Consider the following 16,859-nt stretch of genomic DNA (forward strand, 5'->3'; position numbering starts at 1 on the left):
TCAAGCAATCGGGTTGAGCCGCGCTGCGGATAATTTCGATGGTGAAAGTCTCTGTCCGTGCGCCCGCCGACCCTCGGTGCGGCAGCGGGCAGAACGCAAAAGGCATCCCGGAGAAACCCGACGCATGGATTCGTCAGCCAACTCTTTGATCAACCCCGACGCCCGCATGGGCCTCGCCGGCGCGCAGCCAGGCGTCGGTGCGGCCGGTGCCGGCCAGGCCGGTGGAGCAGCAGACCTCGGCGGCCTGGGGAGCAACCTCGGTGGCAACTTCGGTCAGCGCCTGTCCGGCCTCGCGCAAATGCGCGGCAACCCGCGCGCTCCGCTGATTTTCGCGGTGGCGCTGCTGGTCGCCGTGGTGGCGGGGCTGTTCCTGTGGTCGCGGGCGCCGGACTACAAGGTGCTCTACAGCAACCTGTCGGACCGCGACGGCGGCGCCATCATCACCGCGCTCCAGGCAGCCAACATTCCCTATAAATTCTCCGACGCCGGCGGCGCGATCCTCGTGCCGGCCGAACAGGTGCACGAAATGCGTCTGCGCCTCGCGTCGCAGGGCTTGCCCAAGAGCGGCTCGGTCGGCTTCGAGCTGATGGACAACCAGAAGTTCGGCATCAGCCAGTTCGCCGAACAGATCAACTATCAGCGTGCACTGGAAGGCGAACTGGAGCGCACGGTCGAGTCGATTTCGTCGGTGAAGTCGGCGCGCGTGCATCTGGCGATTCCGAAGCCGTCCGTATTCGTGCGCGACAAGGAAGCGCCGTCCGCCTCCGTGCTGGTCAACCTCTACCCGGGCCGCGCGCTCGACGAAGGCCAGGTGCTGGCGATCACCCATATGGTGTCGTCGGCGGTGCCGGATATGCCGGTGAAGGGCGTGACCATCCTCGACCAGGACGGCAATCTGCTGACGCAGCCGTCCACCGGCAGCGGACTCGACGCCTCGCAACTGAAGTACCGCCAGCAGATCGAGCGCAGCACCCAGCAGCGCATCGACGCGATCCTCGCGCCGCTGTTCGGCTCGGGCAACGCGCACTCGCAGGTCAGCGCCGATATCGACTTCTCGCATAGCGAGCAGACGTCGGAAAACTACGGCCCGAACGGCACCCCGCAACAGGCGGCGATCCGCAGCCAGCAATCGAGCAGTGCCACCGAAATGTCGCAAGGCGGCGCCTCGGGCGTGCCGGGCGCGCTGTCGAACCAGCCGCCGCAACCGGCTTCGGCGCCGATCAATGCACCGAATGGCGCGAGCGGCGTGACGACCACGCCGGTCAGCGACCGCAAGGACTCGACCACCAACTACGAACTCGACAAGACGGTGCGCCATCTCGAACAGCCGATGGGCGGCATCAAGCGCCTGTCGGTGGCGGTGGTGGTGAACTACCTGCGCGTGGTCGACGGCAAGGGTCACGCCACGATGCAGCCGGTCACCGCCGACAAGCTCGCGCAGGTCAACCAGCTGGTGAAGGACGCGATGGGCTTCGACCAGGCGCGCGGCGACTCGGTCAACGTGGTCAACAGCCCGTTCACCACCGAAGTCGATCCGAACGCCGACCTGCCGTGGTGGCGCACGCCGGACATGATCGCGCTCGCCAAGCAGATCGCTACTTACCTCGGCATCGGCGCGGTCGCCCTGTTCCTCTACTTCGTGATGGTGAAGCCGGCGCTGCGCCGCGCTTTCCCGCCGCCGGAGTCGGCCGCCGCCGCGGCGCTGCCCTCGCCGGACGAGCCGATCCTGCTGGACGGCATTCCCGCCGCCGAGCGCGCGGGCGCGAACACGGTCGCCGAACTGGAAACCGACAGCGAACTGCTCGCCCTCGAAAGCTCCAAGCACAAATACGAACGGAACCTGGAATTCGCGCGCAACATCGCGCGCCAGGATCCGAAGATCGTTGCAACCGTCGTGAAAAATTGGGTGTCCGATGAGCGCTGAAGGCGTAATGAAGAGCGCGCTCCTGCTGATGTCGATCGGCGAGGAAGAAGCCGCGCAGGTGTTCAAGTTCCTCGGGCCGCGCGAAGTCCAGAAGATCGGCGTCGCGATGGCCGCACTGAAGAGCGTGACCCGCGAGCAGGTCGACGAAGTCCTGCAGGAGTTCGTGCGTGAGGCCGAGCAGCACACCGGCATGTCGCTGGATTCGAACGAATACATCCGTTCCGTGCTGACCAAGGCGCTCGGCGACGACAAGGCCGGCGCGATCATCGACCGGATTCTGCAGGGCAGCGATACGAGCGGTATCGAAGGCCTGAAGTGGATGGATTCCGCAGCGGTCGCCGAACTCATCAAGAACGAGCATCCGCAGATCATCGCGACCATCCTCGTTCACCTGGACCGCGATCAGGCGTCGGAAATCGTCGCCTGCTTCACGGAACGGCTGCGCAACGACGTGCTGCTGCGCATCGCGACGCTCGACGGCATCCAGCCGGCCGCGCTGCGCGAACTCGACGACGTGCTGACAGGCCTCCTGTCCGGCAGCGACAACCTCAAGCGCAGCCCGATGGGCGGCATCCGCACGGCGGCCGAAATTCTCAACTTCATGTCGAGCAATCATGAAGAAGGCGTCATCGAGAATGTTCGCCAATACGATGCGGAACTCGCGCAGAAGATTATTGATCAGATGTTTGTGTTCGAGAACCTGCTCGATCTGGAAGACCGCGCGATCCAGCTGTTGCTGAAGGAAGTCGAGTCCGAGGCGTTGATCATCTCGCTGAAGGGCGCGCCGCCCGCGCTGCGCCAGAAGTTCCTGTCGAACATGTCGCAGCGTGCCGCCGAACTGCTCGCCGAAGACCTCGACGCGCGCGGTCCGGTGCGCGTCTCCGAAGTCGAGACGCAGCAGCGCCGCATCCTGCAGATCGTGCGCAACCTGGCCGAAGGCGGCCAGATCGTTCTAGGCGGCAAGGCCGAAGATGCATATGTCTGATCAGAACTCCGCGGCGAAGGAAAGCCTCTCGGCCTACCAGCGCTGGGAGATGGCCTCGTTCGATCCGGTGCCGCCGGCGCCGCCCGAGCCCGAAGTCGACGACGGCGCTTTCGAAGCCGAACTCGAACGTCTGCGCGACGCCGCTCATGCACAGGGCATCGCGTCCGGCCACGTGGCCGGCCAGGCGCTCGGTTATCAAGCCGGTTACGACCAAGGCCATGCGCAGGGTTTCGAGCAAGGCCAGAGCGAAGCGCGCGAAGAAGCCGCGCGGCTCGCCGCGCTGGCCGAAACCTTCAAGGCCGCGCTCGATGGCGCGCAAGGCGCGATCTCCGAGACGCTCGTCGCACTCGCGCTCGACATCGCGCAGCAGGTAGTGCGCCAGCATGTGCAGCATGACCCGACCGCGCTGATCGCCGCCGCGCGCGAGGTGCTGGCCGCCGAGCCCACGCTGGTCGGCGCGCCGGCTTTGATCGTGAGTCCCGCCGATCTGCCGGTCGTCGAAGCCTATCTGATGGAAGAATTGCAGACGCGCGGCTGGACCGTGCGCACCGATCCGGCGGTGGAACGCGGCGGCTGCCGCGCGCAAGCCGGCACCGGCGAAGTGGACGCCGGCATCGACACGCGCTGGGAGCGTGTGGCTGCCGCACTCGGCAAGGTGAGCACATGGTGAAGCCGACGCTCGAAGAGATCCGCGCCAGCGACCTGACGCCGCTCGAACGCGAACTGGCGCTGGCGTCGTTCGGCGCCGAGGCGCTCGCGGAAGTACCGGCTGCGGTGACACCCGCCGCGGCCGCGGTCGCGGCGATCGAAGCCGCCTTGCGCGATCCGGCGCATGCCCATCCGGCGACGGGCGCCGCCGCGAGCCGGGTTGCCGCGCCTGCGAGCTCCGCTTCCGCCGCTGTCGCCCACGCCCCGTACGATCCCGCGCTCGACAGCAATCCGCACATGCAAGCCTGGCGCGGCCGCCTCGACGCACTGCGCGCGCGCAACGCAATCGCCAAGCCGATGCGCGCCTGCGGACGCCTCACACGCGCCGCTGGTCTCGTGCTCGAAGCCGTGGGCCTGCGCCTCTCCGTAGGCGCCGAAGTGATGATCGAACTGCCGCAAGGCAGTTCGCTGCCGATGGCCGAAGCCGAAGTGGTCGGCTTCTCCGGCGACAAACTGTTTCTGATGCCGACCACTGAAGTGATCGGCCTCCTGCCCGGCGCACGCGTCTTCCCGCTCGAAAGTGCGCCGATCGCCGACCCGATGGCGGGCGCGAAGCGTCTGCCGGTCGGCTGGGAATTGCTTGGCCGCGTGCTGGACGCCTCCGGCCGTCCGCTCGACGGACTCGGTCCGCTCGGCGCGCATGCCGACGCCCCGCTGTCCTCGCCGGTCATCAATCCGCTGAACCGCGAGCCGATCCACAAGGTGCTCGACGTCGGCGTGCGCGCGATCAACGCGCTCTTGACCGTCGGCCGTGGCCAGCGCATGGGATTGTTCGCCGGTTCGGGCGTCGGTAAATCGGTGCTGCTCGGTACGATGGCGCGCTACACCAGCGCCGAAGTGATCGTGATCGGCCTGATCGGCGAGCGCGGCCGCGAAGTGAAGGAATTCATCGAGCAGATTCTCGGCGAGGAAGGATTGGCGCGCTCAGTGGTGATCGCCGCGCCGGCCGACGTTTCGCCGCTTCTGCGTATGCAGGCCGCATCGTATTCGACGTCGCTCGCTGAGTATTTCCGCGACCAGGGCAAGCACGTGCTGCTGCTGATGGACTCGCTGACCCGTTACGCGATGGCGCAGCGCGAGATCGCGCTGGCCGTGGGCGAGCCGCCCGCCACCAAGGGCTATCCGCCTTCGGTGTTCGCCAAGCTGCCGGCGCTCGTCGAGCGGACCGGCAACGGCCCGGCGGGCGGCGGCTCGATCACCGCGTTCTACACGGTGCTGACCGAGGGCGACGACCAGCAGGATCCGATCGCCGACTCGGCGCGGGCGATTCTGGACGGCCACATCGTGCTGTCGCGCTCGCTGGCTGAAGCCGGCCACTATCCCGCGATCGACATCGAAGCGTCGATTAGCCGGGCAATGACCGCGCTGATCGACGATAACCATCTGGACAAGACGCGTATGTTCAAGCAGATGCTGTCGCGCTATCAGCGCAACCGCGATCTGATCAACGTCGGCGCGTATTCGAGCGGGCGCGACGCGCTGCTCGACCGCGCGATTGCGCTGTATCCGCGGATGGAAGCATTTTTGCAGCAAGGTTTTCGCGAGTGCGCGAACTTTGAACCGAGTCTCGAGATGCTGGACGCGCTGTTTGCCCAAGGAGGCTGACGATGGCGAAACACTTTCCGATCAAGACCCTCATCGGCCTCGCCCAGGACGATGTGGACGCCGCCGCGCAACGTCTGGGCCGCGCGCAGCGCGAGCGCAACGACGTGCAGTCGCAGCTCGACGCCCTCGTGCAGTACCGCGACGAATACCACGCACGCTTCACCGCGACGGCCCAGACGGGCATGCCCGCAGGGAACATGCGCAATTTCCAGGCATTCATCGACACGCTCGACTCCGCCATTGAACAGCAGCGCAACCTGCTGGTGACGGCCAACGCGCGCGTCGAGGCAGCCAAGCCCGATTGGCAGCGTCAGAAGCAGAAGCTCGGTTCGTACGAAGTGCTGCAGGCGCGCGGCGAGGCAGCCGAAGCCAAGACCACGGCGCGGCGCGATCAGCGCGACGCCGACGAACACGCCGCCCGGATTCTGAGGATGCGCGCAGAAGGCGCATGACGCGCATGAGCGCCACCTCGATTGACTGAACACCGTTTGACCGATTGACAGGATTCCCTATGTCGCTTCTTTCACAGATCGGCTCGCTGCTCGGCTCCGCCAGCAGCACGTCAACCAGCGCGGCCATCGCCGCTGCGGCGAACGCAAAACCGTTCTCGCAAACCCTGCAGCAGAGCATCGACCAGCAGAACAGCGCGGCTGCGCTGAGCGCGAGCCAGCAGCAGGCTGCGGCTGCGGCCGCGGCGTCGTCAGGATCGTCGCCGTCTTCGTCGAGCGTGCACGACGCGCCGCCGCCGGCCGATCCCGCACCGAAAAGCGCCGACGACGCGAGCAACAGCAAGGACACCAGCAAGCCGACGAGCTCGGCTTCGTCCACGGCTTCGTCGGGCGATACGCAACAGGCTTCGACCGACAAGACGAACGCCACGCCGGCGAAAACCGGCAACACGGCGAACCAGACCGACGCGGGCACCGCGGCGGCAGCCGCTGCCGCTCAGGCCCAGGCACAAGCTCAGGCCGACGCGAACAGCGCCAATACGCCGACAACCGCCGACCCCGCAGCAGCCTTGACCGATGCCGCGACCACGCTACCGGGCACGGCATCGGACGCTACGACCGGCGGCACGCCGGGCAAGAAAGCCACCGCCACCGATCCGAAGTCATTGCAAGACGCGCTGCAGGCAGCGTTGGCCGCATTGGCGAACGGCCAGGGCGTTCCCGCGCAAGCGCTGGCGAGCGGCGCAGCCGCGAGCGCCGCGACCTCGGCAAACGGCCTGGCTGGTACGAACGCTGGGCTGAATGGCGCCACCGGCGGCAAGAACCTGGCGGCTGGCCTGTTCGGCGACGGCAAGGGATCGACTGCATCGAAAGCCGCGATGACGACGGCGGTGACGACCGTGGCCGACCCATCGGCAGCCGTAAAAGCGGCGGCTGACGCAATGACGGCGACGGCAGCCGGAGGCACGCAAGCCGACGATCTTGCCTCCTTCAAGAGCGCGACGGATGCAGCAACAGCGGCGCTAGCCGCTTCGCAAGCCGCGGCGAGCGCAGCGAGCACGACGGCAGCCGTCCAGACCACTGGCAACGCCGGCGCGGCGGAAGCGGCGAACGCGCTGTCACCGCAGGTCGGCACGACTGACTGGGAGGATGCGTTGAGCCAGAAGGTGGTGTTCCTGTCGAACGCACATTCGCAGAGCGCCGAGCTCACCTTGAACCCGAAGGATCTCGGGCCGCTACAGGTTGTCTTGCAGGTTGCCGATAACCATGCACATGCGTTGTTCGTGTCGCAGCACCAGTCCGTGCGCGAAGCCGTCGAAGCCGCGCTGCCGAAGCTGCGCGAGGCGATGGAATCCAACGGCATCGGCTTGGGAAGCGCAAGCGTCAGCGACGGCTTTGCGCGCCAGAGCGGCCAACAGCAAAGCGCCGACTCCGGCCGTTCCGGCGGCCGCTCGAGCGGGAGCGGATCGTTTGGCGGCAATAGCGGCACGGACGCGATCGACACGGCGGTCAACGTACCCGTGCGCCGCACGGCAGGCCTGGTCGACACATTCGCTTGAGGTTGATGCCTTGAGCGCCGGCATTCGCCGTGCGCCAAAGCATTTGCCGAACATTGATTTTGCAGACAGTTGATCAGCGGCGCCCACCAAAGGGCGCCGATTTGCGTCGGGTGGTTAAGTGAAGTACCGCCACGGCGCGCGCAGCGTCGCCGGAAGAATGAGCGCCTTGTCACTCACGCGGAATGCGCGAGAACACTGATTCCAGATGCACCACTACTGCGACTGCGCGAGGGGCCCGCTTATGAGCTGGCTGTGTGAAGCGGCTTTCTTTGCCTACTTTCTTTGCCGCGGCAAAGAAAGTAGGTGCCGCCCCGCACAGGGGCAACGCCAATAGACCACAGCGACCTCAAGGAAAGGTCAACACCCCACAGCGGACCAAAAGAAAAGCCCAACAAAAAAGCAAAAACCAGAGATAACCCTCAATCCCCCTTCTTTTCGACCCATCGCGCCGCAGGCAAATCAACAACAATCACCATCACCAGCACTAAAGGCAAGCAAAGCAAACCTCATGGCAACCACAACCGCACCCCAGCAAGCCGCGCCCGCCTCTCCGGGCCCGATGAAGCGCATCATCCTGATCGTCCTCATAGCGATCATTGCCGCGGGCACAGCCGGCGCAGGCGTGTGGTTCTTCATGTCGAAGCGCGCCCCCGCCGCCGCATCGGCTGAAACCGCCAGCGCGCCAGCGCCACTCGCCGCTCCGCTGTTCTTCCCGCTCGAATCCATGACCGTGAATCTGCAATCAGACGACGGCCAGCAGCATTTCCTGCGCATCGGCCTGACGCTAAAACTCACCGACGCCAAGACCCAGCAAGAGCTGACCGACCACATGCCCGAAGTGCGCAGCCACATCCTGCTCGCACTCTCGAACAAGCACCCTGACGAACTCGCGCCGCTCGAAGGCAAGCGCGCGCTCGCCACGGAATTGCGCACGTTGATCGAGCAGCCGACCGACAAGGGCGCCGCGCCGATCCATGTCCAGGACGTGCTGTTCACCGAATTCGTCGTGCAGTGACGCCGGTCGTGACGTTAATCAGCGCTGCCATCATCAACCGCCACGGGACGCACGAGGAATAAGGAATGGGCCACGAAGAGTTCATGTCCCAGGAGGAGGTCGATGCCCTCCTCAAGGGCGTAACCGGTGAAACCGACTCGGAAGCCGAGCAAAGCGACCGTGCGGGCGTACGGCCTTACAACATCGCGACGCAGGAACGCATCGTCCGCGGCCGGATGCCCGGCCTTGAAATCATCAACGACCGGTTCGCGCGTCTGTTGCGCGTCGGCATTTTCAACTTCATGCGGCGCTCGGCGGAAATCTCCGTCGGTCCGGTGAAGGTGCAGAAGTACAGCGAATTCACCCGCAATCTGCCGATCCCGACCAACCTGAACCTGGTCCACGTGAAGCCGCTGCGCGGCACGTCGCTGTTCGTGTTCGATCCGAACCTGGTGTTCTTCGTGGTCGACAACCTGTTCGGCGGCGACGGGCGTTTCCATACCCGCGTCGAAGGCCGCGATTTCACGCAGACGGAGCAGCGCATTATCAACAAGTTGCTGAACCTGGTCTTCGACAACTACACGGCCTCGTGGAAGAGCGTGCGTCCGCTGCAGTTCGAATATGTGCGCTCGGAAATGCACACGCAATTCGCCAACGTGGCGACGCCGAACGAAATCGTCATCGTCACGCAGTTCTCGATCGAGTTCGGCACGACCGGCGGCACGCTGCACATCTGCATGCCGTACTCGATGATCGAACCGATCCGCGACATCCTCTCGTCGCCGATCCAGGGCGAGGCGCTCGAAGTCGACCGCCGCTGGGTCCGCGTGCTGTCGCAGCAGGTGCAGGCAGCGGAAGTGGAACTGACCGCCGACCTGGCTCAGGTGCCGGTCACGTTCGAACAGATCCTGAACATGCGCAAGGGCGATGTTTTGCCGATCAACATCCCCGAACACATCACGGCGAAAGTCGATGGCGTGCCGGTGATGGAATGCGGCTACGGAATTTTCAATGGTCAGTATGCGTTGCGGGTCCAGAAGATGATCAGCGCAGCCGAAACGATGAAGGAAGGTGGATATGAGTGACCTGAACGCAAAAACTGAGGCCGAACTGGCCGCTGGCGAGCCGCAATTTGCCGCCGACGCAGCCGCAGCCGAAGACGACGCGGCCATGGCGGACTGGGCCAGCGCGCTGGCCGAGCAGAACGACAATACGGAAGTCAGCGCAACGACGGCGGGCGTGTTCCAGCCGCTGTCGAAAGTCGAGCCGACCTCGACGCGCAACGACATCGACATGATCCTGGACATTCCTGTTCAGATGACCGTCGAGCTCGGCCGCACCAAGATCGCGATCCGCAATCTACTGCAACTCGCGCAGGGTTCGGTGGTGGAACTGGACGGCATGGCCGGCGAACCGATGGACGTGCTGGTCAACGGCTGTCTGATCGCGCAGGGCGAAGTGGTGGTGGTGAACGACAAGTTCGGTATCCGTCTGACCGACATCATCACGCCGTCCGAACGTATCCGGAAATTGAATCGATGAAACGCGTTGCCGGTCGCGCCGTGTTGCGCACTGTTCTGAATCGCGCTGCACAGGCTGCGAACGTCGTGGCGGCGCTATGCGCCTCGGCGTCGATCTTCGCGCTGCTCGCACCGTCGGCCGCTCACGCGGCGGACATGAACGCGGTCAACAACGCCGCGAAAATCGCCTCGGGCGTCGGCGCGGGCACGGCTGTTCCGGCGCTCGGCGTCGGCGCGGTATTGCAAACCATCGTCGGCCTGCTGGTCGTGATCGGTCTGGTGTTCGGTTGCGCATGGCTCGCTCGCCGCTTCGGCTTGCAGCCGGCAAACCGCGGCGGTCTCGTGAAGACGGTCGGCGGCGCCTCGCTCGGCGGCAAGGAACGGGTCGCGGTGGTCGAGATCGGCGATACGTGGCTCGTGCTCGGCACGGCGCCCGGCAATGTCCGTCTGCTTCACACGATGCCGGCCGGTTCGGCCGCCATCGATCCGCTCGGCGCCACGCAGCCCGGCCCGGCAAGCACGCGGGCGACGGGCACGGCACTCCCAGGCACCTTCGGCCAACGCTTTCGCGACGCTTTGAAAGGCGAAGTGGGCAAACGTTTCAACGGGCAAGGCGGCGGGGTTCGGTAATGCAGTTCAGTCTTCCTTCGGCGCGTCACGCGCAATCCGCTCGCATGTCCAGCACCTCCTCGAAAGTGATTTCAGGCGTGCGCCGCGTTGCACCTGTCGCCTTGCCGGCGCTGATGCTCGTGCTGCCGACACTGTCGTTCGCGCAAACCGCCGGCTTGCCGGCCTTCAACACGAGCCCCGGCCCGAACGGCGGCACGACCTACTCGCTGAGCGTGCAGACGATGCTGCTGCTCACGATGCTGTCGTTCCTGCCGGCGATGGTGCTGATGATGACTAGCTTCACGCGCATCATCATCGTGCTCTCGCTGCTGCGCCAGGCGCTCGGCACGACCACGACGCCGCCTAACCAGGTGCTCGTCGGACTCGCGCTGTTCCTCACGTTGTTCGTCATGTCGCCGGTGCTCGACAAGGCCTACACTGATGGCTACAAGCCGTTCTCCGACGGCACGATTCCGATGGAGACCGCGGTGAACCGCGGCCTCGCCCCGTTCAAGACGTTCATGCTGCGCCAGACCCGCGAAAGCGATCTCGCGTTGTTCGCCCGCATCTCGCACGCCGCGCCGATGCAAGGTCCGGAAGACGTGCCGCTGTCGCTGCTGGTGCCCTCGTTCGTGACGAGTGAACTGAAAACCGGCTTCCAGATCGGCTTCACGATTTTCATCCCGTTCCTCATCATCGACATGGTGGTGGCGAGCGTGCTGATGTCGATGGGTATGATGATGGTGTCACCCGCGACCATTTCGCTGCCGTTCAAGCTGATGCTGTTCGTGCTGGTCGATGGCTGGCAATTGCTGCTCGGCTCGCTTGCACAGAGCTTCGTTTAACCGCGCTTTTTAACCGCGCCCGCGCCCTTCACGCTTCCGGTCCCATCGCCATGAATCAAGAATCCGTCATGACGCTCGCGCACCAGGCCATGTATGTCGGCCTGCTGCTCGCCGCGCCGCTGCTGCTGGTCGCGCTGGTGGTCGGTCTGGTGGTGAGCCTGTTCCAGGCCGCCACGCAGATCAACGAAAGCACGCTGTCGTTCATCCCGAAACTGCTCGCGATCGCCGTCACGATGGTGGTCGCCGGCCCGTGGATGCTCACGACCATGCTCGACTATCTGCGCCAGACGCTCACCAACATTCCGACGCTCGTCAACTGAGCGCGGCGCCGGCTCTCACCTTCCCTTCCGACCCGCGATGTTCTCCGTCACCTACGCGCAACTGAACGCCTGGCTCACCGCGTTCCTGTGGCCGTTCGTACGCATCCTCGCGCTGGTCGCCACCGCACCGGTGCTCGGCAACCGCTCGCTGCCAATCCGCGTGAAGATCGGCCTCGCGGCATTCGTCACGATCATCGTCGCGCCCACGCTCGGCGCGCTGCCGCAAGTCACGGTGTTTTCCGCCGAAGGCGTGTGGATCATCGTCAACCAGTTCCTGATCGGCATCGCGCTCGGCATGACCATGCAGATCGTGTTTCAGGCGATCAGCGCGACGGGCGATTTCGTCGGTCTCGGCATGGGGCTCGGCTTCGCGACTTTCTTTGACTCGCAGGCAGCCAGTTCGAGCCAGGTGCTGTCGAGCTACATGAACACGATCGCCATGCTGGTGTTTCTGGTGATCGACGGCCATTTGCAGATGATCAGCGCGCTGCTCGCCACGTTTCAGTCGGTGCCGGTGTCGGCGAACATTCTCGGCGCGCCCGGCTGGCGCACGCTGGCGAACTTCGGCAGCACGGTGTTTTCGGCGGGCCTGCTGTTGTCGCTGCCGGTGGTCGCCGCGCTCCTCATCACCAATCTCTCGCTCGGCATACTGAACCGCGCCGCGCCGCAAATCGGCGTGTTCCAGATCGGCTTTCCGCTGACCATGCTGATCGGCATGCTGCTTCTGCAGTTGATGACCCCGAACATGATTCCGTTCTTCATACGGCTCTTCGACGTCGGCCTCGATCAGATGGGGCGCGTAGCGGCGGGGTTCAAATAGCACGCTTCGCTCGCCGCGCAGTGCAATGAAAAAAAAGAAGGGCGGAGCCGTTCACACCGGCTTCCGCCCTTCCCCGTTTCAGACTGCTCGTGCTATCAGTTCAAGTACTGGAACAGCGAGATATTCTGAATCTTCGCGAACGCCTGCTGCGCAGCTTGCAGTGCGGCCTGCGTCATCGTGTACTTGCCGATCGTCTTGACCATGTCGGTCTGCGTCAGATCCGCGAGATTGCTCGACGTCTGCAGCGTGTTGGTCTGCGTGACCGTCTGCAATGCCTGCACTTCCTGCTCGCGGCCACCCACTGCTGCTTGCGCCGTCACGACGTTGTTCATCGTGTTCTCGAGCTGGGTCATGCTGGTGGTCAGCGCGCTCTGGAAGCTGGCCGTCGAAGCGCCGCCCGACACTGGCGTTTGCAATGTGGTGATCAACTGGCTCAGATTAGCGAACACGTCCATGCTGCCTTGCGTGGCCGGCGTCACCGTGAAGCTGTCGCCCGCGTTCGGCGCGCCGGTGATCGACACCGACTGGCCGCCGAGCGTGATCGCCGAACCGGCCGTGAACGCTTGCGGCGCGCTCGTGGTCACGGCGCCGGTCGCCGGATCGGTCTGGCTCACGGTATAGGTGGTCGCCGACGAGAAGTCGATCGAATACTTGTCCGCGTTGGTCGGATCGGTCGGGTTGTTCAGGCTCACCGTACTGATCACGCCCGTGCCGGTGTTGCCGGTTTTGGCGGCCGGCACGGAACTGGTGCCGATCGGCGCAACGCTGCCGAAGATCGCAATGCCGTTGTCGCCGGTCTGCACCACGTGCGAATCGGTGATCTGCACGCCGGGCGTGCCGGTGTCGCCGGAATAGGTCACGACGCCGGCCGAATTCGTGGTGTACGGCTGCGCGCTGCTTTGATAACCGGCGAACAGGTAGTTGCCTTGCGGGTCGGTCGAATTGGCGAGCGTCATCAACTGGCTGCGCAAGCTTTGCAGTTGCGTCGCGATCGAACCCCGGTCGCCATCGTTCAGCGAACCGTCGCCGGCGCGCAGCACCAGCGTATGAATGGTCTGCAGCACCGTGTTGACGCTGCCGAGCGTGGTGTCTTCCTGCTGCAGCGAAGCCAGCGCGGTGCCCTGATTGGTCGTGTATTGCGACAGGGTCGTCGCCGTCGAGCTCAACTGCACGGCCTGCGCCGCGCCGAGCGGATTGTCCGATGGCGTGGAGAGGCTCACGCCGCTCGAAATTTCGGCATACAACTGCGACAACTGAGCTTGCTGATCGCTCATCGTCGCGACGTTCATGTTGAAGTACTGCGTGCTGGAGATGCGCATTGTCAACGCCTCACTGGAAGATGCCGAGTATCGTCTGGAACAGGGTCTGCGCGGTCTGGATGACCTTGCTGTTCGCCTGATACAGCTGCTGATACTGAAGCAGGTTGGCTGCTTCTTCGTTGATGTTCACGCCGGAAACCGACTGCTGCGCGGTGGTGATCTGCGTCACCAGCGAGCTTTGCGCGGTGCTCGACGTCTGAATCTGGTTGGTCTGGTTGCCGATATTGTTGACGTAGTTCGCATACGCGCCCGTCAGCGTGACCGTGCCGCCCGACAGCGATTTCGCGGTGGACAGATTCGACAGCGCCAGTGCGTTGCGGCCGTCGTTGTTCGCGCCGGTGTTCGGGCCGATGGTGAACTTGTCGCCGGCCGCCGGTGCGCCGCTGATCGTCACCGAGACGTTGTTCATCTGGCCGGCGGTCGCGTTATTGATCGTCAGCGAGGCGCCGGTGGCCGACGAATACGGCACCACGGTCGTCGCGCTGGTGATCGAATACGTGGTAGCGGGGGAACCGGCCACCGTCACCGTCGAACCGACCGGGAAACCGGACAGGCCCGTGCCGTCGTACGAGAGCGTGGTGGTCGAGTTCGGCATGGTGTAGCCGGCCGTGACGGTGCCCTGCGTGATCGTGCCGGTGCCGGTGTTGCTCGACGCGGCCGCGCCCAGCACGGGCGCGGCGGCGGCGATCGCCGATGCGTCGGTGGTGGCGGTCGCGAAGCTGTTCAGCGCGCCGCGGGTCGGCTCGACCGTGAACGAGTCGCCAGGGTTCATCGTCCCGGTGGTCGAGAAATTCAGGCCGTTGATCGGCTGGCTCAGGTTGGTCGCCGAACCCACCACGCTGCCCGTCGAATTGTCGGTCAACGTGTAGGTGGTGCCGTTGTAGGCGAGCGTGTAGTCACCGGTGGTCGGTTGCGTGGGATTCGCGAACGACACGTTCAGCGACGCATTGCCGGTGTTCTGCGTATTCGCATAGACCGTCGGGCCGCCCACTGAGAACAGCGCGCCACCCTTGGCGCCGGCGAGCGTAATGCCCAGCCCGTTTTGCGCGTTGACCTGCGCGGAGAAGCTCACGGCGATCGCGCCGAGTTGCGCCTCGCCCGGATCGAGCGTCTGGCTGCGGAACGCGAGCAGGCCGCCGAGCGTGCCGCCGTCGATCTTGCTGTCGGGCAGGTTCTGCGGCGCGGCTGCCGGGTTCGCACCCGCCTGGCCGAGATACTGGACGGACAACTCGCTGGTGTCGCCGGTCGAAGGCGCTGTACCCAGGTTGTAGCTGTTGTTGGAGGACACCAGCGGCTGGCCGTTGCTCATGAAGACGCTGTAGCTGCCGTTGCTGTTCACGACGTTCACGCCGATCAGTTGCGACAGGTTGGACACGGCGAGATCGCGCTGATCCATCAACTGGTTCGGCGGCTGGCCTTGCGTGCTGGCCTGGGCGATCTGACCGTTCAACTGCGCGATCTGCTGCGTGAAGCTGTTGATCTGCGAAACGGTGTTGGTGAGCTGCGTGTTGACGCTCTGGCGCAGCGCGTCGTATTGCTGACCCGCGGCGTTGATCTGGTTCACCAGCGTCTGCGCGCCGCTCATCGCGGTCTGGCGTGTAGCCAGGCTCGACGCGTTGTTCGAGACGTTCTGCAAGCCGGTGAAGTAGCCGGTGATCGCGCTCGCAATCCCGGCGGTCGGGCTGCCGATCAGATTGTTCAGTTGCGAGATCAGCGTGTTGTACGTCGACAGCGCGCTGCCCGAGCTCTGCGCATTGTTCAGCTCAGTGGTCAGATACTGGCTGTACTGGCGCGTCACGGTCGTGGTCGAGACGCCTTGCGGCAGATAGCCCGAGCCCGTGTACTGACCGCCGCTTTCCGCATACACCGGCGTTTCAATGGTGTAGCCAGGCGTCGACGCGTTGCTGATGTTCTGGCCGGTCGTCGTGAGTCCCCACTGGGCTGCGTTCAGTCCACTGAGGCCGATATTGATGAGATTGGACATGCGTCATCCTGAAGAGCGACACCGTACACATGCCGCCGCGTTACTTGAACATCTTGTTTAACGGCCTCAACAAGGAAAAATTGAGGTCATTCCGATGCGTGTTCGACGTTTGTTTCAACGTTTGCGAGGCTTGCCTGCCGGGCTTGTCACCCATCGCGCAGAGACGCGCGCCGGTACGGAAAACAGGTGACAAGGAAGTGACGATGAGCCGGCAAGCGAACACGATGCGCAAGCAACCCCTCTCACGCACCACAGATCCGACATTTCAATCAGCGCACCAGCGAACGGCGCTTCATCTCGAGCTGCGTGATCAGACGTTGCAGCGTGTTTTCCGCGCTGCCCGGCAGCGTCAGAAAGCGGAAGCCGAGCTGAAAACGCTGCGTGCCATTCGGCAACGCGGTGGAGCGATGCGACACGAGTTGCAGATCGAGCGAGAGCCGGCCGAGCGCGCCAAGCGACAGTTCGCAATCGAGCAGGCGCGTGCCCATCGGCAATTCGGCCACGCGTTCGTCCGTGGTGCGCATGCCGACGCCGCCGAGCGACAGGTCGTGCACTTCAAAGCGAAACGAATCGCCTTCGGGCAAACGGCCGGAGCATACGTACGGATCGAGAATCGGCGCATCGACGCGGAAGTACTCGCGGCGCTGCACGTAAAACAGCACCTCGGGGAAATCGGCCTCGAATGCGGGCAGTCCTTCGAAACGGGTCTCGCGCGGCGTGCCGGTGGCGAATTCGACACGCACGCCGTCCGGCTGCGCGTGGAACTGGCAGCGCGGTGCGCTCAGCAAGCCTTTGTTCTGATCGGACAACGCGCCCCAGTCGAACGTGAAGCTGCGGCCGCGCACGTCGACGTCGAGTAGACGCGTGACGAGCTGTCCGCCTGCATATTGAACGGTGAGGAAATCGCCGCGATTGACGAGATTGCGTAACTGGACGCCGATCTCCAGCGGATTGCGACGGCCAAAATCGTTGCCGCCGTCGTCGGTCGGAGCGTGCAGCTGGCCGTGTGTGTCGGTCTGGCCGTTCGACTGGGTAGTATCCATGGGCTTGCCGGTATGCATGTTCTTGCGGGCGCGTGCCAGGGCTCCTGCCGGGGCTTTCGCGCGGTCTTCATCGAAGCCGCAGCACGCGCATCCCAACCGGACATTACAACGCTTTCCGGTATTGGGTCTAACTGATTAGCGGCAGCATCCGGCCAAAATTTAGGGGCCTGTAATG

At 64.6% G+C, this 16,859-nt stretch carries 16 protein-coding genes; 13 read left to right on the forward strand and 3 right to left on the reverse strand.

The features are described 5' to 3' along the window. Nucleotides 1-124 precede the first annotated feature (124 nt). The 13 genes from fliF to fliR all read left to right on the forward strand — a co-directional run bounded on the left by fliF (nucleotide 125) and on the right by fliR (nucleotide 12,338). A complete protein-coding gene (gene fliF / locus P0D96_RS05895; protein WP_132376618.1) occupies nucleotides 125-1,924 on the forward strand; it encodes a flagellar basal-body MS-ring/collar protein FliF in 1,800 nt (599 codons plus the stop codon). Beyond that, nucleotides 1,914-2,909 (forward strand): flagellar motor switch protein FliG, encoded by a 996-nt coding sequence (fliG, locus tag P0D96_RS05900; RefSeq protein WP_007179928.1) that lies wholly within the window; start codon nucleotides 1,914-1,916, stop codon nucleotides 2,907-2,909. The genes fliF and fliG overlap by 11 nt, the downstream gene beginning before the upstream one ends. Beyond that, complete coding sequence (gene fliH / locus P0D96_RS05905; protein ID WP_207915670.1) at nucleotides 2,896-3,579, forward strand: flagellar assembly protein FliH; 684 nt, start codon at nucleotides 2,896-2,898, stop codon at nucleotides 3,577-3,579. The genes fliG and fliH overlap by 14 nt, the downstream gene beginning before the upstream one ends. Continuing rightward, entirely contained in the window at nucleotides 3,573-5,222 is a 1,650-nt protein-coding gene (gene fliI, locus P0D96_RS05910; protein WP_408285627.1) for a flagellar protein export ATPase FliI, read from the forward strand. Before fliH ends, fliI begins: the two co-directional genes overlap by 7 nt. 2 nt (nucleotides 5,223-5,224) lie before the next feature. Then, nucleotides 5,225-5,674, forward strand: a complete 450-nt coding sequence (fliJ, locus tag P0D96_RS05915; RefSeq protein ID WP_132376615.1) for a flagellar export protein FliJ — start codon at nucleotides 5,225-5,227, stop codon at nucleotides 5,672-5,674. A 59-nt stretch (nucleotides 5,675-5,733) separates the two neighbouring features. Then, nucleotides 5,734-7,230 (forward strand): flagellar hook-length control protein FliK, encoded by a 1,497-nt coding sequence (locus tag P0D96_RS05920; RefSeq protein WP_408312438.1) that lies wholly within the window; start codon nucleotides 5,734-5,736, stop codon nucleotides 7,228-7,230. Nucleotides 7,231-7,738: 508 nt separating this feature from the next. Then, nucleotides 7,739-8,245 carry a flagellar basal body-associated protein FliL gene (fliL, locus tag P0D96_RS05925; RefSeq protein WP_408312441.1) on the forward strand — a complete coding sequence of 169 codons (507 nt, stop codon included), beginning with the start codon at nucleotides 7,739-7,741 and terminating at the stop codon, nucleotides 8,243-8,245. A 65-nt stretch (nucleotides 8,246-8,310) separates the two neighbouring features. After that, on the forward strand, nucleotides 8,311-9,309 hold the full coding sequence (fliM, locus tag P0D96_RS05930; RefSeq protein WP_132376612.1) for a flagellar motor switch protein FliM: 999 nt from the start codon (nucleotides 8,311-8,313) through the stop codon (nucleotides 9,307-9,309). Then, the gene (fliN, locus tag P0D96_RS05935) at nucleotides 9,302-9,766 is read left to right on the forward strand and encodes a flagellar motor switch protein FliN (protein WP_132376611.1); all 465 of its coding nucleotides are present in this window, start codon (nucleotides 9,302-9,304) and stop codon (nucleotides 9,764-9,766) included. Before fliM ends, fliN begins: the two co-directional genes overlap by 8 nt. Further along, complete coding sequence (gene fliO, locus P0D96_RS05940) at nucleotides 9,763-10,374, forward strand: flagellar biosynthetic protein FliO (protein WP_408285615.1); 612 nt, start codon at nucleotides 9,763-9,765, stop codon at nucleotides 10,372-10,374. The genes fliN and fliO overlap by 4 nt, the downstream gene beginning before the upstream one ends. Further along, nucleotides 10,374-11,198, forward strand: a complete 825-nt coding sequence (gene fliP, locus P0D96_RS05945) for a flagellar type III secretion system pore protein FliP (RefSeq protein WP_408312444.1) — start codon at nucleotides 10,374-10,376, stop codon at nucleotides 11,196-11,198. Before fliO ends, fliP begins: the two co-directional genes overlap by 1 nt. A gap of 50 nt (nucleotides 11,199-11,248) precedes the next feature. Next, nucleotides 11,249-11,518, forward strand: coding sequence for a flagellar biosynthesis protein FliQ (fliQ, locus tag P0D96_RS05950; RefSeq protein ID WP_106284814.1), 270 nt, complete (start codon nucleotides 11,249-11,251; stop codon nucleotides 11,516-11,518). A 37-nt stretch (nucleotides 11,519-11,555) separates the two neighbouring features. Next, nucleotides 11,556-12,338 (forward strand): flagellar biosynthetic protein FliR, encoded by a 783-nt coding sequence (gene fliR, locus P0D96_RS05955; protein ID WP_132376609.1) that lies wholly within the window; start codon nucleotides 11,556-11,558, stop codon nucleotides 12,336-12,338. A 95-nt stretch (nucleotides 12,339-12,433) separates the two neighbouring features. Here fliR and flgL read toward each other — a convergent pair whose 3' ends face one another. The 3 genes from flgL to P0D96_RS05970 form a co-directional block, all read right to left on the reverse strand. Continuing rightward, nucleotides 12,434-13,657 (reverse strand): flagellar hook-associated protein FlgL, encoded by a 1,224-nt coding sequence (flgL, locus tag P0D96_RS05960; protein ID WP_132376608.1) that lies wholly within the window; start codon nucleotides 13,655-13,657, stop codon nucleotides 12,434-12,436. A gap of 10 nt (nucleotides 13,658-13,667) precedes the next feature. Continuing rightward, nucleotides 13,668-15,641 (reverse strand): flagellar hook-associated protein FlgK, encoded by a 1,974-nt coding sequence (gene flgK / locus P0D96_RS05965; protein WP_408285611.1) that lies wholly within the window; start codon nucleotides 15,639-15,641, stop codon nucleotides 13,668-13,670. A 269-nt stretch (nucleotides 15,642-15,910) separates the two neighbouring features. Next, nucleotides 15,911-16,684: a flagellar brake protein gene (locus tag P0D96_RS05970; RefSeq protein WP_408176429.1), complete on the reverse strand. Its 774-nt coding sequence runs from the start codon at nucleotides 16,682-16,684 to the stop codon at nucleotides 15,911-15,913. Nucleotides 16,685-16,859 lie beyond the last annotated feature (175 nt).

Origin of the sequence: Paraburkholderia sp. RL17-347-BIC-D (assembly GCF_046027915.1) — a bacterium.
Taxonomy (GTDB): Bacteria; Pseudomonadota; Gammaproteobacteria; order Burkholderiales; family Burkholderiaceae; genus Paraburkholderia.

Excerpts from the sequence above, each read along its gene's own strand:
- flgK (WP_408285611.1), bottom strand. The coding sequence starts at position 15,641 with ATGTCCAATCTCATCAATATCGGCCTCAGTGGACTGAACGCAGCCCAG.
- fliQ (WP_106284814.1), top strand. The coding sequence starts at position 11,249 with ATGAATCAAGAATCCGTCATGACGCTCGCGCACCAGGCCATGTATGTC.
- P0D96_RS05920 (WP_408312438.1), top strand. The coding sequence starts at position 5,734 with ATGTCGCTTCTTTCACAGATCGGCTCGCTGCTCGGCTCCGCCAGCAGC.
- fliL (WP_408312441.1), top strand. The coding sequence starts at position 7,739 with ATGGCAACCACAACCGCACCCCAGCAAGCCGCGCCCGCCTCTCCGGGC.
- fliH (WP_207915670.1), top strand. The coding sequence starts at position 2,896 with ATGCATATGTCTGATCAGAACTCCGCGGCGAAGGAAAGCCTCTCGGCC.
- fliN (WP_132376611.1), top strand. The coding sequence starts at position 9,302 with ATGAGTGACCTGAACGCAAAAACTGAGGCCGAACTGGCCGCTGGCGAG.
- fliI (WP_408285627.1), top strand. The coding sequence starts at position 3,573 with ATGGTGAAGCCGACGCTCGAAGAGATCCGCGCCAGCGACCTGACGCCG.
- fliF (WP_132376618.1), top strand. The coding sequence starts at position 125 with ATGGATTCGTCAGCCAACTCTTTGATCAACCCCGACGCCCGCATGGGC.
- fliP (WP_408312444.1), top strand. The coding sequence starts at position 10,374 with ATGCAGTTCAGTCTTCCTTCGGCGCGTCACGCGCAATCCGCTCGCATG.
- flgL (WP_132376608.1), bottom strand. The coding sequence starts at position 13,657 with ATGCGCATCTCCAGCACGCAGTACTTCAACATGAACGTCGCGACGATG.
- fliJ (WP_132376615.1), top strand. The coding sequence starts at position 5,225 with ATGGCGAAACACTTTCCGATCAAGACCCTCATCGGCCTCGCCCAGGAC.
- fliM (WP_132376612.1), top strand. The coding sequence starts at position 8,311 with ATGGGCCACGAAGAGTTCATGTCCCAGGAGGAGGTCGATGCCCTCCTC.
- fliG (WP_007179928.1), top strand. The coding sequence starts at position 1,914 with ATGAGCGCTGAAGGCGTAATGAAGAGCGCGCTCCTGCTGATGTCGATC.
- fliR (WP_132376609.1), top strand. The coding sequence starts at position 11,556 with ATGTTCTCCGTCACCTACGCGCAACTGAACGCCTGGCTCACCGCGTTC.
- fliO (WP_408285615.1), top strand. The coding sequence starts at position 9,763 with ATGAAACGCGTTGCCGGTCGCGCCGTGTTGCGCACTGTTCTGAATCGC.
- P0D96_RS05970 (WP_408176429.1), bottom strand. The coding sequence starts at position 16,684 with ATGGATACTACCCAGTCGAACGGCCAGACCGACACACACGGCCAGCTG.